Origin of the sequence: Actinoplanes sp. NBRC 101535 (assembly GCF_030269225.1) — a bacterium.
GTDB classification, from domain to species: Bacteria; Actinomycetota; Actinomycetes; order Mycobacteriales; family Micromonosporaceae; genus Actinoplanes; species Actinoplanes rectilineatus.
Window position 1 is genome coordinate 11,536 of record NZ_BSSY01000024.1, and the last position, 25,471, is coordinate 37,006.

The following is a 25,471-nucleotide window of genomic DNA, read 5'->3' on the forward strand; positions in this document are numbered from 1 at the left end:
CCCGCGGGTCGTGCACCGCCGCCAACGCGGCGAGCAGACTCCGGTGGTCACCATCGGTGACCAACGTCGGGCACGGCATACCCGGGGCCGCTGCGGCAGCACGATCTCGGTCAGTGATGTCATCAGCGGGTGCGTCCAGGTCTCTATCACGGTTGTCTTCGCAACCACCATGATCACGAACGGGTCGCACCCGTCCTGCATGTACTCGGTTCCACCCATCGAGCAACCTAAAACCCCAGCTCACAGGCCCCTCAACCGACTACGCAACCGCCCTGCGAGCACGGCCCGGTCTCAGCGAAGGTCAGCGTGCCACCGCTGACCTTCGCTGAAATGGATCAAGCCGCGGCCCTGCAGCACCCCGGTGAGCTGGGTTGACCCTCTTGACGCCGGCGAGCACGAGGATACTGGTGGATTGCTCCCGCCGGCATGAGAGGTGAAACCGTCAGCTGACGGCGGCGAGGGCGAGGTCGTTGATGCGTTGCAGGCGTTCGAAGTGGCGTAGTCCTTCGATGAAGCCGGCGGAGAGGTAGATGACGGTGAGGTCGTGTTGTGGGTCGATCATCCAGCCTGTGGAAGCGCCGCCGACAGCGGTGATCGTTTCGGGTGATGCTGTGTATCCCGCGGAGGTGAGGCTGTGGCCGGTGCCGCGGACGTAGCCGCCGAGAAGGGTGAAGTTGGCGATGAGGGGGTCCAGGTTCCGGGCCTGTACCTCGAAGTTGAACGCCTCGTTCGGTAGTTCCCCGGTGTGGTTCTGGCGGGCGTAGTCGAACAAGGCCGGTGACATCAGGCGGTAGCCGTTGGCGGTGCCACGGCTGCGTAGGGCCTCGGTGAAGCGGAACACGTCGTCGATGGTGGAGTAGGCGTTGCCTGAGGGGACCTCGGCGTCCGCGTCGAAGGCTTGGTTGAACATGCCCAGCATCGCCGGGGTGGTGGGACCGGTGTTCTGTTCGGTGAATGAGACGGGGACCCGTCGCGGGTCGTCCAGCGGCAGGCCGAAACTGCTGTCGGTCATGCCGAGCGGGACGAACAGGTCGTCGTGCATGATCTTGCGAAAGTTGCGGCCTTTCGGGTCTGTGTTGACCAGGATGTGGCCGAGTAGGTCGTAGCCCAGCCCTGAGGTGTAGACGCACCGTGCGCCGGGGGCGAAGGCGGCCGGGATGGCCGCGATCGCAGCAGCCTTTCGTGGTAGGTCGCCGATCTGGGCGGGGGTGACTCCCGGCGGCACCATGCCGAAAGGCAGCCCCGCGGTGTGGGTCATCAGGTGCCGGAGCGTGGCGCGGCCTTTACCGGCAGTCCCGAACCCCGGCACTAGATCATCGACGCGGGTGTCAAGCCCGAATCGGCCCTGATCCACTGCACGCAGGATGAGGGCTGCTGTGAAGGATTTGGACATGGACATCAGCAGGTACTTATCGTCGTCGGTCGCCGGCCGGTCCGCAGCGACAGTGCCGAGAGACCGCCGATAGACGATCTGTCCGCCACGTGCGATCAGTATGGAAGCTCCGAGAATGCGGCCAGAGTTGATGTCTCCCTGTGTCGAGGCGCCCACCCGGTCGAGGGCGGCGGAATCCATACCGACTGAGGAGGGCGTGACCGTGGGCGATGTGATGGTCCCCATGACGACCTTTCTCTGATTTGATACGACCATTTCTGGCACCGAGGCAACGAGCCGCCGGGCACGTTTTCTGTTTGGCGACCCAGTCTTGGTGGGGCGGCCGCTGAGTTGACGACACCGTTCACTGGGAACCGCGGCCCGGGGCGTTTTCCTATTTTCCGCAGCCGCTACGTTACGGCGCGGCCGGTAAGCGGGCGGGAATTTGCTCGATCCGGATAGGGAGAAGTGGCTCGTCGGGGTCAACATTCCCTGTTCGGCGATGGCCCGGTTAGCGACCGTGGTAACCGCGCTAATCTTGTCTTCTAAAACTCCAGTCAGGAGAGCCGTTCTATGGCTCTGAGAGGACCTGGCGGGCATAGTGGCTGGTGATCGCTGTGCCTTGATGTCGTCGGCGGAAGAGAGACCAGGGTCGGGTCTGCTGCACCGATAGGTGACAGTTCAAGTCACGCGGCCCGACTGGCCGGCGTGGTCATGGTTGAGGGATCCGCCGATCAGGTGATGCTGGCCGGGATGTCCAACGCGCTGCGCATCCGGCGCCCCGATGTCGCCCGGATGCTGGACCTCAACGAAGTCACGGTCGTGCCAGCCGGCAGCGCTGACAGCGTCCCCTACATCGCCTACCTCGCCCGCGGACGCGACCCGATCAAACCCCCGTGCGTCGCCCTGCACGTCGGCCGCATGGCTGTCGAGAAAACAAGGCGCAGCGAAGCGAACCGCAAGCCCGTCCTGGACGCGAGATTCGTCGTCTCCCTCGACACCTGGGCCACCAAACGCGCCACCCCGGCGCCCGGCGACATCACCGTGGCAGCCTCCACCAAATCCGGTGCCGTCACCGAGATCGAGGACCTCGTCCCCGTACGCATCGCCGTCTACGCCGCCCGCAACTACGCCACCCGACTGCTCGGAATTACCGCGGACGAGGCCGCCGAACATCCACGAGAGTCGACAAGGCGACCTTCTTCGCGACGGACGGTTCAGCTCCGCCGCGAAGAAGGTCGCCGCGGGTTTCAGGATCTGATTCGCCCGGCTCACGGACCTCCCGTTCCAGCGCGGCCAAGCGTTCCGCGTTGCTGCTGGTCGCGCCCGACCGTTCCCTGGCATCGACCTCGGCCTTCTTCGTGCAGGTCCGCGACGGTCACCAGGACTCTCGGCTCGGGAGTGACTCACCTATCCGGCGACCATGCCTTTACCTCGATCTCAGCCGACGTTGTGTTTAGGCCCGCCGAAGTAACCATGACGGTAATGTGTCCACCGCCTGTGGGTCGGATCACCGCGAGCGCGCGCCCGTCGAACGTGCGTCGCTGAGTGGCATCGAAACGCTCGGTGGTGCGCGGCTGAGCGCTGCCTAGGCCCGCCAATGTTCCCGGCCCGTCCACCGCGACAGTGATCTCGCGATCGTCCCCGGTGACCAGGTGTCCCTCGCGGTCCCTGATCTCGATCGAGACGAAGGCGAGGTCGTCGTCGTCGGCGACCAGACGATCTCGGTCGGCGGTCACGCACAGGCGGGGTTCACCGGCGGTGGTCAGAGTGGTGCGGTCCATCTCATGTCCGTCCCGGTACGAGATCGCGACAAGTGTGCCCGGTAGGTAGGCGGTCTCGATCTCCGCTAGGCAACGACGGGTAGTGCCCACGGCGGCGCGGGCGATCTCATTGCCGTCGAGCAACAGGGCGACCTCGTCTGCGTCGGCATATACCTCAACGACAACGCGGCGGTCCTCGAACCCGGGCCATGTCCAGGACGATACCGAGTCGCTCCAGCCCCAGGGGGAACGTGCACTGATTTTTCTGCCGTAGTGGGCGGGCCGTTGAACAGCGATGTAGGGCTCGGTACGTAGTCCGAAGACGATCTCGCGGTAGTAGGAGACCGGGCGGCGGTGTCCGGTGATGTCGATGTCACCCGACCATGCTGTCAGGAACGGGAATTCCCTTTCCAGGGTGGAGGGTTCGTCCTCATAGGCGGTGGCTCCTAGGCCAACTTCGCCGAGGTAGTCCCATCCCGTCCAGGTGAAATCGCCGATCACGTTGGGGCTGGCGACAACCATCGGCCACAGCCGACCGATCTGGGATGGGAAGGTCTCGGAGCCAACGATCACCCGGTTCGGGTGGGCGGTGGCGTCGGGCTCATAGCGGCCCTCGGCATAGTTGAGGCCGAGGACATCCAAAGCGGCGCTGGACTCTTCAATGCGCGCGGATGCGGTAGCGCTGGCACCGACGGCGCTGAACCAGTCGCCGTCAGCCATCGCTTCGTTGAGGCCGCCGATTTCTTCGACGATGCTGGGCATCTCGTCGATGACGGACAGCAGGGCGTTGACGCCGTTAGTGACGGGTCGGGTCGGGTCGAGCGAGCGGACGTGTTCAGCGAGCCGGCGGGCCCAGCGGGCTCCGTGAGGGGTGCCGGTCTCGGCAATCTCGTTGCCGATCGAGTACATGATGACGCTGGGGTGGTTGCGGTCTTTGGCGACCATCGCGGCAAGATCGTCGAGGTGCCACTGGGGGAACTCGGAGGCGTAGTCGTAGGGCGTCTTGAAGCGGGTCCACATGTCGAAGGCCTCGTCCATGACGAGCATGCCGAGACGGTCGCATGCTTGCAGCATCGCCGCGGGCAGCGGGTTGTGAGCGGCGCGCAGGGCGTTGAACCCGGCTGCGCGCAGCAGTTCTATACGACGTTCTTCGGCGCGGCCGATCGATGCGGCGCCCAGTGGCCCATTGTCGCCGTGGATGCAGGCGCCGCGAAGTAGCACCGGTTCGCCGTTGATCCGTAGTCCTTTGCGTGGATCGACGGTGATTGTGCGGATTCCGAAGTCGACGTCGTGGGCGTCGGTTTCGTCGTCCAGGGTGATGTGTGCGCGGTGCAGCGCTGGCCGGTCGACTGACCAGAGGGCTGCGTCAGGCAAGTAGAAGCGCTGACGCACCAGCGCCTCCTCCCCGCCGGACAGTGTTGAGGGGGTGTCGGTGTGGGCGAGAACAGTCCCGTTGGGTCCAAGGATCTGCGTGTGGACGCGGGTAGTACGGGTGTTGATACCGGCGTTGCGAACGGCGGTTCGTACTTCGATGACGGCCTGGTCGTCTTCCAGGCGCACGGTGTCGATGTGAACCCCGTCGGGGGGTACGTGCACCGGCCGGTCAACGTGCAGACGCACGGGCCGGTGCAGACCCGCGCCGGAGTACCAGCGTGAGTCCTGCCCAGAGCGGGTTTCGATCCGAAGCAGGTTCTGTTCGCCGAATTTCAGGTACGGAGTGAGATCGACGAAGAATCGGGCGTAACCGTCGGCACGGTTGCCGGCGAACTCGTCGTTGAGGAAGATCTGGGCCCGGCGGTAGGCACCCTCGATCTCCAGCCGGACGATCCGGCCCTGCCACTCCGCCGGTACCTCGAATGTCTTCGAGTAGGTGTAGGCGCCGGCCGGGTAGTAGGCCTCGGCTCCTTTGGCCGCGGCGTCGGGCGAACGCCGTTCGTCGCGCAGCGCGTCGTGCGGCAGGTGCACGTGTTTTGCCGGTACCGGTTCTCCGGCGGCCGCGAACGGTCCGAGAGGTCGACGGTAAGTCCAGTCGGTGTTGAAGGGGATAACGGGCACGGGGGCTCCTTTCGTCGTGGCCGGGCTTTTAGCGGACCGAGCCGATTCGCAGGACCGCGACGGCCCCGATGACGGCCATGCCGATCGAGACGGGGAAGATCAATCCGTACGAACCGGTCGAGACGGCGACGGCCGAGGTGATGATCGGGCCGATGGTCTGACCGAGAGTGGTGGCCAGGTTCAAAACGCCCAGGTCCTTGCCAGCCTGGTCGGGGTTGGGCAGCACATCGATGTTGATCGCCTGGTCGACGGAGGAGAAGACGCCGTAGCCGAAGCCGGCGATCGCCGCGTAGAGGAACATGCCGGTGGTGGTAGGAGAAATCCATGGCATGGCAACGCCTATGGCGAAAAGGGCGGCAGCGATGGCCGCGGGCGCCTTGCGGCGCCCGATCCGGTCGGACACCGGGCCTGAGCCGAGAGATGCCACGAGACCGACTACGAGGGTGATGAGCGACATCGCCGAGATCGTTGCCGCGGACTCGGTTTTCGACTGCCCGATGTAGTTCTGCACGATGTAGAGCTGGTAGGCGGCGATCATCTGGTAGCTGATGAGCATGAACAACCGGCCGGCGAAGGCCTTGTAGAAGTCCGGGGCGCTGCGGGGCGCTGGCGGCCGGAACGATGTCAGCAGGTCGCGCAGACCGCCGGTTACCGGGGCAGCTTCGCGGGCGGAGCGTTCCCGGGGCCAGATGAACAGCGTCAAGGTGCCGGCCACGGCCATCAAGACGGCTCCCAGGGCGAACCCGGAGACGGTCTTGGTGATGAAGGCCGCGCCGATCACGGCGCCGAGCGGGAAACCGATGGTGGCGCCGCCGCCGAAAAACGCCGACATCGTGCCACGCACGTTCGCGGGTACTCGGTCGGACATCACCGCTACGGCCGGGGCCAGCATCATGTTGAGGCCGATCATGGTGATGCAGTAGGTGACCATGATGGCGGCAGCGTTGTCGAGTAGACCGACCGCGAACAGGGACAGCCCGCCGATGATCCCACCACAGAGGAGCCAGGGGCTGCGGCGTCCGAAGCGCGACCGGCTGCGGTCGCTGAGGCTGCCGAACACCAGATTGGCGAGCAGGGAGACGACGGCGGTCACCGCGTTGATCGTGCCGAGCCAGGCCTCAGGGGAGGAGACACCGATGTCGGTGAGGCGCTGGGGAAGCAGCACGTTGGCGACTATCGCCAGGCCGACGGCCCAGCTGATCCCGAAAACCAGAAAACCGGCGCCGAAACGGATCGTGGTGCTGCGGGAGGGAACGCTCATCGTGTCTGGCGCGAAATTGGCCGGAACTGCGGGGATATCGGGCTTTCCCGGGGAGGCGTCGGGCACGGCGGAGCTGGCACTCATAGCAACCTTCTTGGCTATTGGGCTGAAGCAGCGAAGGGATTCGTCGGGGAGAAGTCAAAGGTCGGAGCCGTGCATGTCGAAGCCGCTGAAGGTGACGGTGCCCTCGGTGGCATACAGTCCGATGACGCGGCCGGTGAACGAGGCGGCGGTCTCGGCGGACAGGTAGCGGCCGTCGATGCGGGCCAGTCGCACCTCTTGCCCACTCGCCTCGGCCCAGAGCGACACGTGGTCGCTGGTCATCATTTCGGTGCTGAATATGGCTGTGGCCGGACGAGCCGCGTCCAAGTGCAGGGTTACCGGGCCGGCCGGGAGTTCGCCCGACCACTGCTGGCATAGACCGGGAACGGAGGCACGGGCGGTCACGAGCGTGCCGCGCCGGGTAGCGCGGGCCTCGATCTCATAGTGGTGGTCCTCGTCGTACCGCACGGCCAGGCCACCGACGCCTCGGGAGATGTCCACCGTCGTACTCGATTGCACCGCGATCGTGAGCTGGCGGCGGCCGATGAAAGCCGGGCTGGGGCCGCTCAGTCCCGAACCGTCGGCGACGATGCGCAGCTCGCTGCGAGAGACGTCCACCGTTGCGACCGATTCGGGGGCACGGCGTACGGCGATCCACCGGTTGTCCAGGGGGCCGTCGAAACGCACGCTGTCGGTGACGGCAGAGCGCACGGCCAGGCTCACTGGTTCGGCGATCGGCCAGTCGTTCACCCACTCGACGCGGGTGACGAACGTTTCGCGGCCCAACGGGGAGAACGCGCGGGTGCCGCCGCCGGGGCGCACGCCCAGTAACACCATGAGGGTCTGGCCGTCAGGCCCTTCTACGAGATCACCGTGCCCGGTGTTCTGGACCGGGCGGGTGGTGCTGCGCGCGCTGAGAATGGGGTTGGACGGGTGTGCTTCGAAGGGGCCTTCTGGGGAGGGGCCTCGCGCGATCGAGACGCCATGGCCGCGTTCGGTGCCGCCTTCGGCGATCATGAGGTACCAATACTCGCCGCGCTGGTACAGATGCGGTGCCTCGGGGAACATCAGGCCGGTCCCCGACCACAGCGGGCGCGGTTCCTCCAGCAGCAGCCCGGACTCCAGGTCTACACGTACCTGCTGGATGCCGAGATGCTTGCCCATGTTCGCGCCGTCGAGCAGCAACCCGGAGTAAGTGACGTAGGCGTTGCCGGCTCCGTCCCAAGCCAGGTCCGGGTCGATTCCGTTGAGCCCGGCGAGCACGGTGCCGTCGCTCCACGGCCCGGCTGGGTCGGTGGCGGTGAAGACGACGCAGCCACGTCCGCGGGGCACCGTCACGATGACGTAAAAGACGCCGTTGCGGTGGCGGATGGTGGGTGCCCAGGCCCCGGCGCCGGTCGGAACCGCGCTCAGGTCCAGTTGTTCGGGGCGGGTACCGACGTTGCCGATCTGCTCCCAGTGGGCAAAGTCGGTGCTGCGGTAGACGGGCAGGCCGGGAAGGTACTCGAAGGTCGAGGTCACTATGTAGTACGTGCCGTCGACGGCGACCACGCTGGGGTCGGGGTTGAAGCCCGCCAGCAGAGGGTTGGGATACGGCTCCATGACGGGCTCCTTCACGAACTCAGCGAAAATGTTTCTTGAATGTTTCGAGAGTGACGTGACTGTAGATCGGCCTTGAGCACCAAACAAGGTACCGCTTGGGAAAACTTTTTAGAGAAACTTTTTCGCTCCTAGTATGCTGAACATCAGCATCGAAAGCAGGGGGCGAGCATGGTGAGCAGGTCCCAGGAGCGGGCGACGCTCGAATCGGTTGCCCAGGCCGTCGGCGTGTCCAAAGCCACGGTGTCTAAGGCGCTAAACGGTCGCTCGGGCGTCTCGGAGGCCACGCGCCGACGAGTGCTCGAGGCCATCCGCGAGCTGGACTACGCGCCGACCACGCGCCCGGCCTCGGGATTCGGCCCCCGTCCTTCGATCGTCGCGCTCTTCGACACGCTGGCCAATCTCTACGCGCTGCGGATGCTGGACGCTCTCATTGCCCGGGCGCAGAGCCAGCATTTCGAGGTCGTCCCTCTGGTGACCTCACCGCTGCACCCGGGCCCTGGGCGTCTCCTGGAACCTGAACGGGTCCGTGACTTGCACCGGCTAGGTCATCTGGGTCTGCTGGCGGTCACCACCCATTTGCCCCAGGACGTACTGCAGGTCTGCGCCGAACTAACCTTTCCGGTGCTCGCCATCGACCCGATCGATGCCCTCGATCCATCAGTCGCCAGCGTCGGATCGAACAACTGGTCGGGTGGTTTCCAAGCCACCGAACACCTGCTGTCGCTAGGGCATCGGCGCATCGGTTTCGTCGGCGGCGAGAGCGGTCACGCAGGGCTGCGGGAGCGCCGAGCCGGCTACCGGGCGGCCCTGGAGGCAGCCAGCATCGGCGACGACCCCAAGCTGGTATCCGAGGACGGCATGGCGGTGGTGGTCGAACCCGTCTTGCGCATGCTGCAGTTGTCCGACCCGCCTACCGCGTTCTTCGCCTCCAGCGACCTTGCCGCGATGTTAGCGATACGCGAATTGGTGCGATTGGGGTGCCGAGTGCCCGAGGACGTCAGTGTCGTGGGTTACGACGATACCTACGCCCCGCTGCCGACTCCCACCCTATTGACCACCGTGCACACGCCGATCATCGAGGTCGGGCGCCTCGCCTTCGATACGCTCGTGCGCATGAGCGAAGGTGTCCCGCCAGTGGCAAACCATGTCCAGCTCTCCACCTCGCTGACCGTCCGCGAGTCCACAGCTCCGCCCACGCCCTGACAGCCGGCTGCTCACAGCGCCCATGGCTGTCCTCCGCCGGCGTGCTCGTCGTATCGAGCGTGATGCCTGTGGCTGTCTCGGAGGATTCTCTGCGGGAGGGCATGGGGTTGGCCTGTCCGGGGCGGTGCGGCCCGGCCTGGACTTTGAGGGCTGTGCCGATCAGGGACGAGCAGCTCCGTAAGAGGCATCGCCGGCAACGGCTCCCGGCGCATCGGGTGTGGACTTATTCGGGCAGACCGTTATTCGGCGCCACCGCATCCAGGCGTCGGCCTGGATGCGGTCCGGCCCTTGTCTATGGCACGAAAATGGTCTTGCCGTGCAGCTTTCCCGTCTCGGCCAGTTCGTGGACCTCGGGCAGCTCCGTCAGCGGCCGCTGATCGCTGATGAACACCTCGAGCTGGCCACCTTCCTCCAGCCGGACCAGGGTGGCCAACTGGGCCGCGTCGCTGCGCGACGCCATGCGGGCTGCCCGTACGCCACGTTGCGCAGCGACCGGCGGGACCGGGGTGGTCGCACTCACCAGCGCCCCGCCGTTCCGGAGGCGCTCGAACAGGGCGAGCATCTCCGCCTCACTGGCCGCCACGACGTTGATGACGACGTCGACCGGCTCGATCATCCCGCTGAGCGCGCTGACCAGGCTGACCGATGTGTAGTCGATGACCCGGGCCGCGCCGAGCCGCCGCACCCTCTCGATCGAGGACAGGCCGGCTGTGGCTGTGAGATGAGCGCCGGCCCATTTGGCCAGTTGCACCACGTATCCACCGACGCTGCCACTGGCGCCGTTGACGAAGACGTGCTGGCCGGAACGCAGGGAGGCGTGGTGGAACAAGGCCTGCCACGGGTGAGCCCGATCTGAGAGGGCATTCGATTTGTACTTGATCTACTAATACGTTCCCCTCCAGGTAGGTGTTGTTTCGTCCGTTATTCGTCGGCTGACGTTGTCGATCATCGCGATGTGGATCATGGCTTCGGAGCTGGCCGGGCGGGTCTCGTAGTCGCGGGCGAGTCTGCGGTGCGGCATCAGCCAGCCCAGGCTCCGCTCTACCACCCAGCGGCGTTTGACGACGTGGAAGCCCCGGGTTTCGGTGTTGCGTGGAACGATTTCGGCGTCGATACCCAGAGTGGCGGCATGTTCGACGAACTGGTTCTTGAAGCCCGCGTCCACCCAGGTTTTGACGACGGTGGGGTAGGTGGCTTTGAGCTGGTCGAGGGCCTGGTTCCCGGCGCGGTTCTCGGTCACCGAGGCGGCCACGACGATGACCACCAGCAGGAGCCCCAGTGTGTCGGTGACTACGCTGCGCTTTCTGCCGACGATCTTCTTCGCGGCGTCGGTTCCTTGCGTCGCGGTCGGCGGGTTGGTGGATGTCTTCACGCTCTGTGTATCGATGACGGCAGCGGTGGGCTGCGGGTCTCGGCCGGCCTTGGCTCTCGCCAGGGCGGTCAGATCGATGTTGAGCTGGTGAAGATCACCTTCGGCAAGAGCGGCGATTCACAGTCAGGCTTACGTCAGACGGAATCCCGGGCGCATATCTTTACAGAACGGGCGGCGGTCAGCCTTCCGTGGCTACGTCAATAGATGACAGGAGCCGCGAAAGGCGCAAATAGGACGCCTCACAATAAAGTCATAACCGGACAGCAAATCATCGAATGCCCTCTGAGAGGGCGGTCCGTGAGGTTACGCCCGTTTCTCGGTGAGTGTGGATAGGCCGGGTTGCGCTTCGGTCAGGATGTGCCGGTTTGCCAGACGTTTCAGGTTGGCGCGGATGCCTTCGGTGTCTTTGGGTTCGGTGCCGATGCCCAGCGCGAGGCAGACGTCTTTCGCGCGTAGGGCGCCGTGGCCGGGGGTGAACACTGCGAGGATCTGCTGGTAGGGCTCGCTGATGACGGCCGGCTCGGCTGCGGTCATCTCGTCTTCGAGGATTTTGGTCAGCGTCTGGCGGGTGGTCGCCAGGTCGGCCAGCTCGGCGGCGAGCTTGGCCTGCTGCTGGAGCAGGTCGTCGCGGGCAGCCGATGCGGCGGCTTTGCGGGCGCGATAAGGTTGAGAACGGTTGTGGTGTTCATGCCGGATCTCGCCAGGACGGCGTGCTGGTGCCGGTCAGCCGGCGCACGAGGTTGGCTGCCGAGGCCCAGCGGGTGCGTGATACCGAGGATTCCGGGCGGCTCTCGTACTCGCGGACCAGGCGGCGGTGCGGCATCAACGTTCCGTTGACCTGCTCGACCACCCACCGCTTCGCGATCGGAACGAACCCCGGTTTCGTGTCGCTGCGCTTGACGACCCCGACGTCAACGCCGAGCACAGCACCGTGGATACCCAGCTCGTGCTTGAAACCGGCGTCCACCCAGGCCAGGGTGACGGTCGGGGTGTGCTCGACGACCTTGTCCAGCAGGCGCACGCCGATCGCGGTGTCGGTGACCGATGCGGCGGTCACCACCACCGCGATGATCAGCCCCAGCGCGTCGACGGCCAGCCCGCGCTTGCGGCCGGGCACCCTTTCCCCGCGTCCTTGCCGGTGGTCGCGGCCGGGACATGGTTGGCGGCCGGAGCGACTGAGTATCCAGCACGACTGCCGACGGATCTTCGCGCCGGCCCACCTTCTCGCGGGCCTGGCAGCGTACGGCCCCTGGCAAACCGTGTACGGGTTGTTCCGTCGCTGGCAGCGCGACGGCACCTGGGGCAGGATGTGGCCCAGCGCGGCTGAGGTCACCACGCGGAAGGGCTTCGCGCCCTGACCACGGAACACGTCTAGGCTCGCCCGGTGATCGAAGACCTTGACGCCGAACGGGCCGAAGCCGAGTTCATGCACGACTATCTGGTCGGCATGCCGGAGCCGGAGCGTACCCGGATGGGCGTGACCGCGGCCCGGATCGGCGGGGGAGTGGCCCTGGCGATGGCCGCCGACCCGACGAACTACTGGAGCAAGGCTCTCGGGTTCGACCCCGGCGCCCTCGACGAGGTGATCTCCTTCTACCGCACGTCGGGGGTACGGCAGGCGGTCATCCAGCTGACCGGGCTCGAGAGCGCACCCCCGGAACTGGAGCGGGGCGGCACCTGGATCAAACTCGGGGCCGACCCGCGCCGGGTCACCGCCGCGCCGACGTCGCTGCGGGTCGGGCCGGTTCCCGACGACGAGGCGGTGGCCTGGGCGAACGTCATCCTCGACACCTTCGGCATGCCCCGCGGCGACCTGACCACCATGCTCGCCTCCACGGTGGGCCGGCCCGGCTGGCAGCCGTTCGCAGCCTGGGACGGCGACCGTATCGTGGCCGGCGCGAACCTGTTCCACCAGGACGGCCGGGCCGCCCTGAACGCCGCGGCGACCCTGCCGGAGTACCGCGGGCGGGGCGCCCAGTCGGCGCTCATCGCGGCCCGCGCGGCGGCCGCCGCCGAAGCCGGCTGCCATCGCGTCTACGCCGAGACCGGGAAACCGGAGCCGGGCGGCCACAACCCGTCGCTGGCGAACATGGTTCGGGCCGGCCTGGAGCCCCTCTACGAGCGGGACAACTGGATCTGGCGTTCGCCGGGGGCCGGGGTTAAACGGTAGCCGGGGCCGGGTACCGGGCGGACGAGACAGTTCACCGTCCCCTCAGGAGGTCGACTCCATGCCCATCGCTGACGCCGGGGCCGTCGAGTGACCGCTTCGAGTACCCGGAACCGGTGGCATCCCGGCCGTCTTCGTTTCGTCCGGTTCCGCGCCGATCCGTCCTTGCCGCGCGAGCAGGCGGCCACCCGGATCTCCGCGTACGTGTACGGCAACATCATCACCTTCGCCACCCTGGTACCACTCACCGGCGACGACCTGACGCACGGGCATGCGGCCCTGCTGGTGCTGGGTGTCGCGGCGTCGACGTATGCGGCGCACGTCTTCGCCGACCGGGTCGGCCACCACGTCCGCGGCCCGGAGCCGGTGCCCGGCGGTCTCGCGCACGGGCTGCGCGACGCGCTGCCGATCCTCTCGTCGGCGATCGTGCCGGCGCTCCTGCTGCTGGCCGGCGGCGCCGGATGGATCACCGCCCGGGCGGCGGTGACGGCGTCGGAGATCTACCTTCTGGTCCGGATGAGCCTGGTGGGCCTGCTCGTCGAGCGGCTGCATCCCACCGAGCGTGCTCCCGGGTGGACGCTCGTCTCCGGGGTGCTGCTCGCGGCGGCCGCCGCGGTCGTCTCGCTCATCAAGGTCGCCTTGGGGCATTGACGTGAGGCTGCCGTCGAGACCGGGACGTTCCCGGTCGACGGTGTCGGGGAGACCCCGTTCGCGCCGGCTCTGGGGGCCGGTCGCCTGCTAACGGGTCTCCTGGTATGCGCGGGGTGAGAGCCCGTGGAAGCGGGAGAAGGCGGCGCTGAACGTCGACAGGTGGGCGTAGCCGACGCGGCGGGCGACGGCGACCGGCTTGGCGCCGCCGGCGAGCAGGTCCCGGGCGATGCGCATCCGGGCGGCGTCGCGCCACCGGGCGTAACTCATGCCGGTCTGGTCGCGGAAGGCCCGCCGGATGTCGGCGGGCACGTCGGGCCCGGTCCCGCCGGACGTGCCGATGCGGCGCAGGCAGTCCAGGGCGACCTCCCGGGCGCGGGGGTCGGCCGGCATCGGCACCGACAGTGCTCGCTGCGCGGCGACGTGCTCGGCGAACAGGTCGAGGATGTGGCCGGGGTCGTAGTCGTCCGGCCGCACCGGGGTACGCGCGCTGATCGAGCAGAACATCAGGTAGTCGTCCCAGGCGGGGGAGAACTGGGCGTGCAGGGGTTCGGTCAGGTGCAGTTGGTCGGTGGTGGCGTTGCCGAGCGGCAGTGAGATCGCGTTCTCGTGGACGCCGGTGGTGTGTTCGCGCCCGGCCGGGATCCAGATCGCGCCGCCCCGGCCCCACTCGTGACGGCGTTCGCCGATGTCCAGATAGCCGCCGCCGCGGTACGCCCAGCAGAGCACATGGGAGTCGTTGGTGTGTGCGGCGGTGCGGGTCGCCGGGAGTGGTCCGGGTGAGGTGCGGCCGTCCCGCACCATCCGGACCAGGTCTTCGGCCTGCCGGGCGAGGTCTCCGACGGCTCGCTGCGCGGCGGGTGTCCGGCTGAACTCGTGGGGGGTCGCCCCGAACCGTTGTCTGAACGCGCGGGCGAATCCGTTGCGGCTGGTGAAGCCGACCCGGGTGGCCGCCTGGTCGACGCTGTGGCCCGCGGCGAGGAGTTCGACGGCGGCGCCGAGCCGGCAGCGCAGCCGCCACTGTTCGAAGGTCAGCCCGGTGCCGGCCAGGAAGTCGCGGCGCAGGGTGCGCGGGCTGGACAGCACCCGGGCGGCCCAGGCGGCGACGGTGAGGTCGAGGGCGGGGTTCCGTAGCAGTTCGGCGGCCACGGTCCGGGCTCCGCCGGCTTTCGGCAGGGCGGGTTCGGGTGTGGGTGGCCGCCGGCCGGAGCCGCGGAGCAGGTCGACGAGCGGGTCTTGGGAGTATCCGTGGCCGGTGAGCGGTGTGACCGTCAGGTTGAAGTGCTGGATCAGCCAGTCCTGCCAGCCGTCGGGGACCGTGAACCGACGTGGTTCCGGTAGCGCCTCGGCCGTGATGCCCGGGTGGGTCAGTAGGGGGAACGCGACCGTTCCCGGCTCGGTGACGACCATCCAGGAGTTGCCGGCGGTCGCCGGGATCCAGACGCCCTCGCCCGCGGTGAGACGGAACTCCGGACTGTCCTCCATGCGGACGCGTGCGGAGCCCGTGCGTACCCAGAACAGGAGGTTCTCGGTCTTGTTCCACCGGCCGCTCGACCGCACCGGGGGAATCGGCGGTGGTCGCCCCATCATGTCCTAACCATATGGCAGTCTGCGCACACTTTTCTATGTAAGGGTTGCCTAACCTATCTTCGCATCCCCTCCGAAAGGTGCCCTCCTCAGCATGCCGAAGACTTCACGCCGGCTCACCGTGCATCCCCTGACCCTGCGCGAGGTGGAGGTCGTCCGGGTGGTGGACCTGACACCGGGGATGCGGCGGATCACCGTGTCCGGTGCGCAACTCCGCGCGTTCACCTCGGCGAACGGCTTCCCCCAGCCGGCGTTCGACTCGACGGGCTTCGACGACGACATCCGCCTGGTGTTCCGCTACCCCGGCCGGGACGAACCGGTGCTGCCGGTGCAGAAGGAGACGGGCATCGACCTGCCGCGAGACCCCCGGCCACTGTCGCGGGTGTACACCGTGCGCCGCTGGGACCCCGCCGCCGGCGAGCTGGACATCGACTTCGTCCGGCACGGCATCGGCGTGGGCACCACCTGGGCGTACCGCGCCCAGGTCGGCGACCGCATCCACTTCGTCGGGCCGAGTACGTCGCGCGCGATGCCCCAGGACGCCGACTGGCTCCTGGTCGCCGGAGACGACACGGCGATCCCCGCGATCGCCCGCCTGCTCGAGGAACTGCCCGAACAGGCGAAGGCGCAGGTGTTCATCGAGATCACCGACGACAGCCACCGCCAGGAACTGCGGGAACGGCCCGGCGTCACGGTGACCTGGCTGCCCCGCGACGGCGCCGAGACGGCCCCACTGGTGGATGCCGTCCGGAACTGCGGCTGGTGGGACGGCCGGCCGTTCGCGTGGCTCGCCGGGGAACACCGCTCGGTGCGCGACCTCCGGCGGCATCTGGTCGAGGACCGGGGAGTCCCCAAGGAGGACATCGAGTTCACCGGGTACTGGCGGCGCGGCGAGGTCGTCGCCCTGGAGACCGACCGGGCGGTGCCCGACCCGGCGCGCACGCGAACACCGATGGAACGGCTCCACGACCTGGCCGAGCTGATCGCACCGGTCGCGATCCGTACCGCCGTCGAGCTGGGCGTCCCCGAGCTGATCTCCCGCGGCGTGACCGGCGTCGAGGAACTGGCCGCCAAGGCGGACGCCGACGAGCGGGCGCTGGGCAAGCTGCTGCGGTACCTGCACGCGCTCGACATCCTGACCGAGGCCGGGCCGGGCCGCTACGCTCTGACGCCGGTGGGGGAGGTCCTGACCCTCGACTTCATGATCGACGCACTGCACCCCGCCGGGGCCGCCGGACGCGAGCTGCTCGGCATCCACGGACTCACCGCATCGGTGCGCACCGGCCGGGCGTCCTATGCCGCGATCACCGGCCGGACCTTCGCCGAGGTGCGGACCGACCAGAACTACGAAGACCTCTATCTGGTACGCCTGGCGAAGTTCCAGGCCGCGCTCGCCGAACCGATCGCCCGGTCCGGCCTGCTCGACGGGGTCCGGCACCTGGTGCTGCACTCCGGTGGCGCCGGCGCCCAGGCCCGCGAGTTCGTCGCCGCCCGTCCCGATCTGCGCGTGACGATCTGCGCCCTGCCCGCCCAGGCCGACTGGCTGCGCCGGGACCTGCCCGACACCATCCCCGACGAGCAGGAGCGGGCCCGGGTGAGCGTGGTCGAGCAGTCCGTGTTCGAGCCCAGCCCGCCCGCGGACGCCGTGTTCGTCATCCGCGCGTTCAAGAACCTGCCCGACGCCGATGCCGCGCACGCCCTGCGCCGGGCCGCCGAGAACCTGCCGCCGGGCGGCCGGCTGCTGCTGATCGAGGACCTGTTCGACACCGACGACCTGGACGAGCACGACGGCGAGGCGGACCTGATCGGCCTCACCGTGCACGGCTCCGGCCTGCGCACCGCCGCCGAACTCGACGCCGTCATCGCGCGGGCCGGTCTCGTCCACGCCGCGCGGCACACCGTCGGCTGGGGCACCACCGTTCACGAACTCCTAAGGGGAAGACCATAACCATGACCACGACACGCCTGCTGACCGCCGCCCTTCTGGGTGCCGCGCTCGTCCTGTCCGCCTGCGGCGGCGACGGTGACGACGCCGGCGAGACCACCGTGGCGACGCGTACCGTCACCGCCGACAACGGCACGGTCGAGGTCCCCGCCGACCCGCAGCGGGTCGTCACGATCGGCAACACGACCCTTCCGCTGATCGACATGGGTGGCGCGCCGGTCGGTGTCACCGACGTCACCGCCTCCGAACTCAGCCTCATCCCGGAACAGCAGAAGGCCACGTTCCAGGCGGCCACCAGCCTCGGCTCCAGCGGCGACCAGGTCGACATGGAGAAACTCGCCGCCCTGAAGCCGGACCTCATCCTGGCCCAGCTCCCGGACAGCGAGTTCGAGCAGATCGCCAAGCAGCTGGACTCGATCGCCCCGACCCTCTTCTGGGGACTCGACGTCGAGTGGAAGACCTTCGCCGGCGCGCTGGCGGAGGCCGGCAACGTGACCGACGGGCTCAGCGGCCAGCAGGCGGCGTTCACCGCGAAGATCGCCACGATCCAGCAGACGTACGCCACGCTCATCAAGGACACCTCGTTCGTCAACGTCGACCGCTGGGCGAGCTCCGACCCCGGCACGTTCTCCATCGCGGACTTCGGATGTGTCGAGATCGCCCAGGGCGACATCGGCATGACGTTCCCCGAGGCGGCCGCCGGCGCGGACCCACTGGGCTGGACGTCCCTGCCGTTCGAGCAGATCGCGGGCCTGTCGAAGTACGACGTGATCACCTACCCGGTCGACGCCGCGGGCCGCCCGACCGAGCCGTTCGCGCCGGTGGTCGCGACCAACACGTGGAAGGCACTGCCCGCGGTCCAGTCCGGTCGCGCGCTCGGCGTCTTCTGCCCCGGCAACAACTCCTACGGGCCGGTCCTGCGATACCTGGACTCGCTCGACGCCGCCCTGGCGACCCTGCCCGCCAAGGAATGACCGCACTCGCCCTGCGCCGCGACGATCCGGGGACCGTGCCGGTTCCCGGATCGCGCCGGCGCTCGATCGGGCTGGCCGTCGCGCTCGGGACCCTGCTGCTCCTGCTGGTGCTGAGCGTGATGGTCGGGTCGACGGCGATCGCGCCGTCGGTGGTGTGGGACGCACTGTTCCACCCGGCCGCCGACATCGACCAGTTCGCGATCCGGGACTACCGGCTGCCGCGTACCGTCGTGGGCCTCGTCGTCGGCGTGGCCCTCGGCGTGGCGGGAGCACTGAACCAGGCGGTGACCCGCAACCCGCTCGCCGACCCGGGCATCCTCGGCGTCCACGCGGGCGCGTCGTTCGCGGTGACCGTCGCCGTGGGGCTGTTCGGCATCCGCGACATCGGCGGCTACCTGTGGTTCGCCTTCGCCGGGGCGCTGATCGTCACCCTCATGGTGCTCGCCCTCGGGTCCACCCGGCAGGGGCAGTCACCGGTGGTCATGGTGCTCGCCGGGGTCTGCGTCGGCGCGGTGCTCCGCGGCGCCGGATCCGCGCTCGAACTGACCAACCCCGCGGCGTTCGACGCCATGCGGTCCTGGAACGCCGGTTCGATCGTGGGCCGGCCCGTCGATCTGCTGTGGCCGGTCCTGCCGTTCTTCGCGGTGGCGCTCGTCCTGGCCGTCGCGGTGTCCGGCCCGCTCGACGCGATGGCCCTGGGCGACGAACTGGCCGCCGCCCAGGGCGTGCGGCCGGCCGTCACCCGCATCCTCGCGATCGTCGCGCTCACCCTGCTCGCCGGCGGAGGGACCGCGATCGCCGGGCCGATCGCCTTCGTCGGGCTGATGGTGCCGCACGTGGCCCGCTGGATCGTCGGCCCGCACCAGCGCTGGATATTCGCCTACAGCCTCCTGCTCGCCCCGATCCTGCTGCTGGCCTCCGACATCCTCGGGCGCGTCGTCATGCACCCGAGCGAGATCCCGGTCGGTGTCGTCACCGCCTTCGTCGGCGCTCCCGTCCTCATCGCCCTGGTCCGCCGGTCGAAGGCGAGCGGACTGTGAGCGGGGCACGGGTGGACTTCGGGCGGCGCGTCCTGGTGCTGCGGCGCCGGCGGATCGCGGTACGCCTCGACCGGCGCTCGGCCGTCGTCTGCGCCCTGCTCACACTGGCAGCCGCGGGCACGGCGGTGCTGGCCCTGACGACCGGCTCGTACCACCTCGGCACCGGGCAGGTACTCGCCGCGCTGACCGGCGGCGAGACCGGGCTCGTCCACGACATCGTGGTCGAGTGGCGGCTGCCCCGGGTCGCGGCGGCCCTGATCTTCGGCGCCGCGCTCGGGGTGTCCGGTGCGGTCTTCCAGTCGATGCTGCGCAACCCGCTCGCCGACCCCGGCATCATCGGGTTCTCCCAGGGCTCGTACACCGGTGCGCTGCTCGTCATCCTGATCATCGACGGCGGCTACTGGCAGCTGGTCGGCGGGGCGCTGGCGGGCGGCATGGCCACCGCCCTCGCGGTGTACGTGCTCGCGTACCGGCGCGGGGTGCAGGGGTTCCGCCTGATCGTGGTCGGCATCGGCGTCTCCGCGGTGCTCGAGTCGCTGAACGTCTGGCTGATCCTGCAGGCCGAGCTGGAACAGGCGATGGCCGCGGCCGCCTGGGGCGCCGGATCACTCAACGGGGTGTCCTGGGATCAGGTGGCCACCGGCGGCGCCTGCATCACCGTGCTCCTGCTGGTGGCCGGCGCGGCGAGCCGGCCGATGCGGCAGCTGGAGCTGGGCGACGACGCCGCCGCGGCCCAGGGCGTGCCGGTCTCGTCCACGCGTCTCGGCCTGATCGTGGTGGGTGTCGCGCTGACCGCGACCGTGACCGCCGCGTCCGGGCCGATCGCCTTCATCTCGCTGCTCGCCCCGCAGATCGCCCGCCGACTGGCCCGCACGGCGGGGATCACCCTCGTGCCGGCCGCCCTCACCGGCGCCCTGCTGTGCCTGGTGGCGGACTACATCGCCCAGCACGTCGCCCCCACCCCGCTGCCGGTCGGGGTCGTCACCGTCATCCTCGGCGGCGGCTACCTGGGCCGGCTGCTGTTCACCGAAGCGAGGCGACGACTGTGAACGCTGGAACACCCCGGCTCCACGTCGACAGCGCATCCCTCGGGTACGACCGGCGGGTCATCGCTGAGAACCTGTCGCTGTCGATCCCGGACCGGTCGTTCACGGTGATCGTGGGCCCGAACGCGTGCGGCAAGTCGACCCTGCTGCGCGGGATGGCCCGGCTGCTCAGGCCGAGCGCCGGTCAGGTGATCCTCGACGGGGCGGACATCCGGTCGTACCCGACGAAGGAGGTGGCCCGCCGGGTCGGGCTGCTGCCGCAGACGGCGATCGCACCCGACGGGATCACGGTCGCCGACCTGGTGGCCCGCGGGCGGTACCCGTACCAGGGGTTCGTCCGGCAGTGGACCGAGGACGACGAGCGGGCCGTGGCGCGGGCGATGGAGCAGACCGCGGTCACCGACCTGTCCGGCCGGCTGGTGGACGAGTTGTCGGGCGGGCAGCGGCAGCGGGTGTGGGTGGCGATGGCGCTCGCCCAGCGCACCGACATCCTGCTGCTCGACGAGCCGACCACGTTCCTCGACATCACCCACCAGATCGAGCTGATGGAGCTGTTCACCGACCTGCACCACGCCGGGCACACCATGGTCGCCGTGCTGCACGACCTGAACCACGCCGCCCGCTGGGGTACGCACGTGATCGCGATGAAGGACGGCCGGGTCGTCGCCGAGGGCCCGCCCGATCAGGTCGTCACGGTCGAGCTGGTGGAGAAGGTGTTCGGCCTGCGGTGCATAGTGGTGCCCGATCCGGTGGCCGGCACCCCGCAGGTGGTGCCGCTGGGACGGGGCCGGTGAGCCGCGACGACCCGCGCGGGCTGGGCCGCGGGCCGCTGACCCGCCGGCTGCCCGTTCTGCTGCACACCCCCGCCGAACCCGGCCGGATCCGGCCGTTCGCGGCCGGGGCCGGGACCACGCCGGGCCGGTTCCTGCTCCGCGTGATCTTCTCGCGGAAACGGGTCACCGTTCCCGCGATGCTGTTCGCGACCGTGTGGCAGGTGGGCGAGGCGGCGGTCCCGGTGGTGATGGGCCTCGCGATCGACCGGGCGCTGGCGACCGGCGACACCGGACAGCTCACGTTGTGGCTCGGTGTGCTGGTCGCCGTGTACGTCGCGTTGACGTCGGCGGCGAAACTCGCGCTGCGGCTGACCGCCTACGCGGTGCAGCTGCTGCAGCACCGGCTCCGCGGCACCCTCTCGGCCGGCGTGCTGCATCCCGTCGACGGGACCGGCCGCACGCCGGACGGCGGTGTCGTGGCGCTGATGACGAGCGACGTCGCCCGCCTGGCGAACGGGGTGATCCTGGTGATCATGCCGGTCGCGCGGATCGTGGCCGTCGGGTTCATCGCGGCGTCGCTGCTGGCGATGGACCGGCTGCTCGGCCTCGTGGTGCTGATCGGCGCGCCCGTCGCGGTCTGGTCGATGGGCGTGCTCAGCGAGCGGTTCTCCCGGGACACCCGCGAATACCAGGGGCTGCTGGCGTCCACAGTCGGGCGGGCCACCGACCTGGTCGCCGGGTACCGGGTCGTCAAGGGGATCGGCGTCGAAGCCGAGGCGGAGGCGACCGGGCGGTACCGGCGGGCCAGTCAGGAGACCCTGGCCGGAGCCGTACGCAACGCGGGCTTTCTGGGCAGGTTCCTCGCGGGCTCGGGCGCGGTCACCGGCGTGTTCGTCGCGACGGTGATGGGACTGGCGGGCTGGTCCGCGGTGGCCGGGCGGCTGAGCGTCGGTGAGCTGATCGCCGCGGTCGGCCTCACCCAGGCCCTCCTGCCGCAGATCGAGTCGATCGCGAACATGTCGATCCCCAACCTCGCCGGGGCCCGCGCCTCGGCCGCGCGCCTGCTGGACGCCGTTCCCGCCCCGCCGGGCCTGCAGGAGACGTCCCGGTTCGAGGTGGCGGCCCTCCCGGTCCTGGAGCTGTCCGTCGCCGGCCTGCGCACGCCGGTCCGGGTCGGGCCGGGCGAGTTCGTCGGTGTCCACACCGACGACCGGACCGCGGCCCGCCTCGCCGCCGCGCTGCTGGACCCGTGGGCCGGCGACGACCCCCAGGTCCGGCTGGACGGGCTCCCGGCACGGGAACTGGCCCCGGCCGCCTACCGATCGCGGGTCACCGTCGCCCCGCACCGGGTGACGCTGTTCAGTGGCACGATCGGCGACAATCTCAGCGGTGACCCGGCCGCGGTCCGTGCGGCCGCCTGCGACGACTTCGCCACCGATCCGGACGCTCCGGTCGGTGAGGGCGGCAACCGTCTCTCCGGTGGGCAGCGGCAGCGGGTCGCGCTCGCGCGTGCTCTGGCGAGTGATGCGCCGGTGCTCGTGCTGCACGACCCGACCACCGCCGTCGACTCGGTGACCGAACACGTGATCACCGGGCGGCTGAACGACATCCGCCGGGGGCGCTCCACGCTGCTCCTCGCCACCGCGCCCGGGTTGCTCGGCGCCTGCGACCGGATCGTCGAGCTGCTCCCGGAGACGACGCCGTGAGCGGGCTGCCGGTCGCGGGTGGCCGGGAGACCGCCCGGGAGATGTGGCGGCTCAGCGGCGGGCACCGGCTCCGGCTCGTCGCGACCGGCGTGCTCGGGATGGTCAGCACCGGCGTCGACCTGATCCCACCGTTGGCGATCGGGTACCTCGTGGACCGGGTGCGGACCGGCACCGCCGGCGCCGGCACCGTCCTGACGGTCACCGCCGTGATGGCCCTCGCCACGGTCCTCGGCGCGACGGGCACCGCGGTGACGGTCGTCCTCGCCACCCGCGTCTACCACACCGTCCTCGCCACACTGCGCGAACAGCTCGTGGGCCGGGCCATGACGCTCCCGCAACACGTGGTCGAGCAGGCCGGGACGGGCGACCTCATCTCCCGGACCAGCGACGACGTCACCGCCGTCGCCGACGCGGCGCCCGCGGTGATCCCGGCGCTCACCGTCACGGCGTTCACGATCGTCGTGTCCGTGGGCGGGCTCGCGGCCCTGGAACCGCCCTACGCAGCCGCCTTCGCCGTCGTGCTGCCGGTCTACGCGCTCGCGATGCGCTGGTATCTGCGCGCCGGGCCGCCGGTGTACCGCGCCGAGCGGACCGCGATGAGCGCCCGCACCCAGCAGATCCTCGAGTCCCAGCGCGGTCACGCCACCGTGCTCGGCTTCGGACTGGCCGAGCAGCGGCACCGCGCCGTGCTGGCCGCGTCCTGGGCCGTGGCGGTGCAGTCGCTGCGCGCCCGGATCGTGCAGAGCATGCTCAGCGCCCGCCTCAACCTCGGTGAATGCCTGAGCCTGGCCGGGGTCCTGGTCGTCGGCTTCGTCCTCGTCGATCACGGCATGTCCACCGTGGGCGGGGCCACCACCGCGATGCTCCTGGTGCTGCGCCTGCTCGGGCCGGTCAACGCGCTGCTGTACGTGATCGACGACCTGCAGTCCGCCCTCGCCTCGCTGAGCCGCATGATCGGAGTCGTCACCATCCCGGAGGTGCCGGACGGGGGCGAACCGGCGACCGCCGGCGTCCTGCTCCGCGGGATCGTCTTCCGGTACGGCGACGGCCCGCCCGCCCTCGACGACGTCACCGTCACCATCGCGCCCGGTGAGCACGTCGCCGTCGTCGGCGTCTCCGGAGCCGGGAAGAGCACCCTCGCCGCGGTGGTCGCCGGCATCCACCGGCCCGAGGCCGGAACCGTGACCCGGCCCGGCCGCACCGCGGTGATCACCCAGGAGGTGCACGTGTTCGCCGGAACCCTCCGCGACAACCTGACCCTCGCCGCCCCTTCGGCCACCGACCGCGACATCCGCACCGCGTTCGAGGCCACCGGCACGACCGGACTCCTCGACCTGCTGCCGGACGGCCTGGACACGGTGGTGGGCGCCGGCGGACATCCGCTCACCGACGCGCAGGCGCAACAGGTCGCCCTGGCCCGGCTGCTGCTCGCCGGCCCGGACCTCGCCGTCCTCGACGAGGCCACCGCCGAGGCCGGATCCACGCAGGCGGGGCCGCTCGACCACGCCGCCGCGGCAGCCCTGGCCGGGCGCACCGGGCTGGTCATCGCCCATCGCCTGTCCCAGGCCGCCGCCTGCGACCGCATCGTCGTCATGGACCGCGGCCGGATCGTGGAGACCGGCACCCACCACGAGCTCGTCGACGCCGGTGGCACCTACGCCGAGCTCTGGGAGGCCTGGCGGGGCTGACCATCCTGCCGGCGCGGCTGGGCCAGCCAGCGGTTCGGGTCGCGGCGGACCGTGTCGATGGCGTCGAGCGCCGCCCCGATCACCGCCGCGTCCGGGCCCAGCGGCGCCGGGCGCACCTGGACCGGCGTCCACCGGGCGCTCAGCACCCGGTCGCGGATCTCCCGTTCGATGCCCTCGACCAGCCAGGACGCCAGCAGCGAATAGCCGCCGCCGAGCAGGACCGTGTCCACCTCGACCAGGTTCAGCAGCCCGGAGATCGCGATGCCGAGGCCGGTGGCCGCCCGGTCGAGGGCCCGAAGGACGGTCGGCGACCCGGCGGAGACCAGGGCGTCGATCGCCACGGCCGGCGCCTCCGCGGGGCCGTCGTGACCGGCCGCGGCGAGGATCTCGCGGAGCCCGGCGTAGCCCTGCAGACAGCCGGACGCGCCGCAGACACACGGCGGCCCGGCGCTGTCGACCAGCACGTGGCCGAGGTGACCGCGGTGACCGCGCAGGGGGCGGCCGTCGAGCACGATGCCGGCACCGATGTCGAACTCGCCGCTGACGCAGACGAAACCGCGCGGTTCGGGTGCTCCGGCGTACAGCTCGCCGAGAGTGGACAGTGCGGCGTCGTTGCCGACCACGACCGGCACCGCAGCCGACCCGATCAGCCGGGTCAGGGCGGCCCCGGCGTCGACGTCGTGCCAGCCCAGGGTCGGCGCCCGGCGTACCACGGAGGTGTTCTCGACGCGGCCCGGCGCTGCGAACGTCGCGCCGACCACGGTGAGGTCGTCGTCGGCCGCGGCCCGGATCGCGGTACGGGCCATCCGGGCCAGGCTGTGCAGGGTCTCCTCGGCCGGCCGGTCCCGGCCGTTGTGCGGGGTGAACTCGAGGTGCCGCACGGTTCCGGTGAGGTCGACGACGCAGGCGGACAGGGCGCCGGCGCGGATGTCCAGGCCCAGCCCGGCCGGCCCGGTGCGGGCCAGGCTCAGGCCGACCCGGGGGCGTCCGCTGGTGCCGGAGCGGGCCGGGCCGGCTTCGACGATCAGGCCGGCGGTGAGCAGTTCGTCGACGATCCGCGAGATGGTCGGCCGGGTCAGGCCGGTGCCGGCGGCGAGTTCGCTGCGCGAGATCGGCGCCTGACGGGCGTCGACGATCTGCTGGAAGGTCAGGACCAGGTTGTGGGCGCGGAGGCTGTCCTGCCGGATCGGGGTGCCGGTGGCGGGCGCGACGCGGTGCACCGAGCGG

19 protein-coding genes and 3 pseudogenes are annotated in these 25,471 nt (G+C 69.8%); 10 read left to right on the top strand and 12 right to left on the bottom strand.

Annotated features, from left to right (window positions below; all coding sequences use genetic code 11):
• Positions 1–442 precede the first annotated feature (442 nt).
• The 6 genes and pseudogenes from QSK32_RS40255 to QSK32_RS40280 form a co-directional block, all read right to left on the bottom strand.
• The gene (locus tag QSK32_RS40255) at positions 443–1,573 is read right to left on the bottom strand and encodes a serine hydrolase domain-containing protein (protein ID WP_285474893.1); all 1,131 of its coding nucleotides are present in this window, start codon (positions 1,571–1,573) and stop codon (positions 443–445) included.
• Between the two features lie 480 nt (positions 1,574–2,053).
• Positions 2,054–2,548: a hypothetical protein gene (locus QSK32_RS40260; protein WP_285474979.1), complete on the bottom strand. Its 495-nt coding sequence runs from the start codon at positions 2,546–2,548 to the stop codon at positions 2,054–2,056.
• Positions 2,549–2,563: 15 nt separating this feature from the next.
• A pseudogene (locus QSK32_RS40265) lies at positions 2,564–2,732 on the bottom strand (IS3 family transposase); the annotation flags it as partial.
• 46 nt (positions 2,733–2,778) lie between these two features.
• A complete protein-coding gene (locus tag QSK32_RS40270; RefSeq protein ID WP_285474894.1) occupies positions 2,779–5,190 on the bottom strand; it encodes a glycoside hydrolase family 2 TIM barrel-domain containing protein in 2,412 nt (803 codons plus the stop codon).
• 28 nt (positions 5,191–5,218) lie between these two features.
• Positions 5,219–6,517, bottom strand: coding sequence for an MFS transporter (locus QSK32_RS40275; RefSeq protein ID WP_285474895.1), 1,299 nt, complete (start codon positions 6,515–6,517; stop codon positions 5,219–5,221).
• 72 nt (positions 6,518–6,589) lie between these two features.
• A complete protein-coding gene (locus QSK32_RS40280; protein WP_285474896.1) occupies positions 6,590–8,095 on the bottom strand; it encodes a glycoside hydrolase family 43 protein in 1,506 nt (501 codons plus the stop codon).
• A gap of 168 nt (positions 8,096–8,263) precedes the next feature.
• Between QSK32_RS40280 and QSK32_RS40285 the strand changes: the two genes are divergently transcribed.
• Positions 8,264–9,298: a LacI family DNA-binding transcriptional regulator gene (locus QSK32_RS40285; protein WP_285474897.1), complete on the top strand. Its 1,035-nt coding sequence runs from the start codon at positions 8,264–8,266 to the stop codon at positions 9,296–9,298.
• A gap of 292 nt (positions 9,299–9,590) precedes the next feature.
• Here QSK32_RS40285 and QSK32_RS40290 read toward each other — a convergent pair whose 3' ends face one another.
• The 4 genes and pseudogenes from QSK32_RS40290 to QSK32_RS40305 form a co-directional block, all read right to left on the bottom strand.
• The gene (locus QSK32_RS40290; protein WP_285474898.1) at positions 9,591–10,052 is read right to left on the bottom strand and encodes a zinc-binding dehydrogenase; all 462 of its coding nucleotides are present in this window, start codon (positions 10,050–10,052) and stop codon (positions 9,591–9,593) included.
• A 129-nt stretch (positions 10,053–10,181) separates the two neighbouring features.
• Positions 10,182–10,772 (bottom strand): annotated as a pseudogene (locus tag QSK32_RS40295) (transposase); the annotation flags it as partial.
• A 201-nt stretch (positions 10,773–10,973) separates the two neighbouring features.
• Positions 10,974–11,204, bottom strand: a complete 231-nt coding sequence (locus tag QSK32_RS40300) for a hypothetical protein (RefSeq protein ID WP_285474899.1) — start codon at positions 11,202–11,204, stop codon at positions 10,974–10,976.
• A gap of 151 nt (positions 11,205–11,355) precedes the next feature.
• Positions 11,356–11,914, bottom strand: a pseudogene (locus QSK32_RS40305) (transposase); the annotation flags it as partial.
• 140 nt (positions 11,915–12,054) lie between these two features.
• Here QSK32_RS40305 and QSK32_RS40310 point away from each other — a divergent pair.
• Both QSK32_RS40310 and QSK32_RS40315 read left to right on the top strand, forming a co-directional pair.
• Positions 12,055–12,840 carry a GNAT family N-acetyltransferase gene (locus QSK32_RS40310; protein ID WP_285474901.1) on the top strand — a complete coding sequence of 262 codons (786 nt, stop codon included), beginning with the start codon at positions 12,055–12,057 and terminating at the stop codon, positions 12,838–12,840.
• A 162-nt stretch (positions 12,841–13,002) separates the two neighbouring features.
• Complete coding sequence (locus tag QSK32_RS40315) at positions 13,003–13,488, top strand: hypothetical protein (RefSeq protein WP_285474902.1); 486 nt, start codon at positions 13,003–13,005, stop codon at positions 13,486–13,488.
• Between the two features lie 87 nt (positions 13,489–13,575).
• Here the strand turns inward: QSK32_RS40315 and QSK32_RS40320 are convergent, their stop codons facing one another.
• Complete coding sequence (locus tag QSK32_RS40320) at positions 13,576–15,075, bottom strand: helix-turn-helix transcriptional regulator (RefSeq protein ID WP_285474903.1); 1,500 nt, start codon at positions 15,073–15,075, stop codon at positions 13,576–13,578.
• A 91-nt stretch (positions 15,076–15,166) separates the two neighbouring features.
• Here QSK32_RS40320 and QSK32_RS40325 point away from each other — a divergent pair, with 91 nt between their 5' ends.
• The 7 genes from QSK32_RS40325 to QSK32_RS40355 are packed head-to-tail and all read left to right on the top strand — an operon-like array spanning position 15,167 to position 24,244.
• Positions 15,167–17,020 (top strand): siderophore-interacting protein, encoded by a 1,854-nt coding sequence (locus tag QSK32_RS40325; protein WP_285474904.1) that lies wholly within the window; start codon positions 15,167–15,169, stop codon positions 17,018–17,020.
• Between the two features lie 2 nt (positions 17,021–17,022).
• The gene (locus tag QSK32_RS40330; protein WP_045747508.1) at positions 17,023–17,991 is read left to right on the top strand and encodes an ABC transporter substrate-binding protein; all 969 of its coding nucleotides are present in this window, start codon (positions 17,023–17,025) and stop codon (positions 17,989–17,991) included.
• Positions 17,988–19,031, top strand: a complete 1,044-nt coding sequence (locus QSK32_RS40335; RefSeq protein WP_083449642.1) for a FecCD family ABC transporter permease — start codon at positions 17,988–17,990, stop codon at positions 19,029–19,031. The genes QSK32_RS40330 and QSK32_RS40335 overlap by 4 nt, the downstream gene beginning before the upstream one ends.
• Positions 19,028–20,080, top strand: a complete 1,053-nt coding sequence (locus QSK32_RS40340; protein ID WP_285474905.1) for a FecCD family ABC transporter permease — start codon at positions 19,028–19,030, stop codon at positions 20,078–20,080. Before QSK32_RS40335 ends, QSK32_RS40340 begins: the two co-directional genes overlap by 4 nt.
• Complete coding sequence (locus QSK32_RS40345; RefSeq protein WP_285474906.1) at positions 20,077–20,871, top strand: ABC transporter ATP-binding protein; 795 nt, start codon at positions 20,077–20,079, stop codon at positions 20,869–20,871. Before QSK32_RS40340 ends, QSK32_RS40345 begins: the two co-directional genes overlap by 4 nt.
• On the top strand, positions 20,868–22,556 hold the full coding sequence (locus QSK32_RS40350; protein WP_285474907.1) for an ABC transporter transmembrane domain-containing protein: 1,689 nt from the start codon (positions 20,868–20,870) through the stop codon (positions 22,554–22,556). The genes QSK32_RS40345 and QSK32_RS40350 overlap by 4 nt, the downstream gene beginning before the upstream one ends.
• Positions 22,553–24,244: an ABC transporter ATP-binding protein gene (locus tag QSK32_RS40355; RefSeq protein WP_285474908.1), complete on the top strand. Its 1,692-nt coding sequence runs from the start codon at positions 22,553–22,555 to the stop codon at positions 24,242–24,244. The genes QSK32_RS40350 and QSK32_RS40355 overlap by 4 nt, the downstream gene beginning before the upstream one ends.
• Here QSK32_RS40355 and QSK32_RS40360 read toward each other — a convergent pair.
• A complete protein-coding gene (locus QSK32_RS40360) occupies positions 24,211–25,464 on the bottom strand; it encodes an ROK family transcriptional regulator (protein ID WP_285474909.1) in 1,254 nt (417 codons plus the stop codon). The genes QSK32_RS40355 and QSK32_RS40360 overlap by 34 nt on opposite strands.
• Positions 25,465–25,471: the final 7 nt, after the last annotated feature.

Bases quoted from the DNA above. Each gene is read 5' to 3' on its own strand.
- QSK32_RS40280 (WP_285474896.1), bottom strand. From the start codon at position 8,095: ATGGAGCCGTATCCCAACCCTCTGCTGGCGGGCTTCAACCCCGACCCC.
- QSK32_RS40260 (WP_285474979.1), bottom strand. From the start codon at position 2,548: ATGTTCGGCGGCCTCGTCCGCGGTAATTCCGAGCAGTCGGGTGGCGTA.
- QSK32_RS40325 (WP_285474904.1), top strand. From the start codon at position 15,167: ATGCCGAAGACTTCACGCCGGCTCACCGTGCATCCCCTGACCCTGCGC.
- QSK32_RS40335 (WP_083449642.1), top strand. From the start codon at position 17,988: ATGACCGCACTCGCCCTGCGCCGCGACGATCCGGGGACCGTGCCGGTT.
- QSK32_RS40330 (WP_045747508.1), top strand. From the start codon at position 17,023: ATGACCACGACACGCCTGCTGACCGCCGCCCTTCTGGGTGCCGCGCTC.
- QSK32_RS40285 (WP_285474897.1), top strand. From the start codon at position 8,264: ATGGTGAGCAGGTCCCAGGAGCGGGCGACGCTCGAATCGGTTGCCCAG.
- QSK32_RS40320 (WP_285474903.1), bottom strand. From the start codon at position 15,075: ATGATGGGGCGACCACCGCCGATTCCCCCGGTGCGGTCGAGCGGCCGG.
- QSK32_RS40300 (WP_285474899.1), bottom strand. From the start codon at position 11,204: ATGACCGCAGCCGAGCCGGCCGTCATCAGCGAGCCCTACCAGCAGATC.
- QSK32_RS40255 (WP_285474893.1), bottom strand. From the start codon at position 1,573: ATGGATTCCGCCGCCCTCGACCGGGTGGGCGCCTCGACACAGGGAGAC.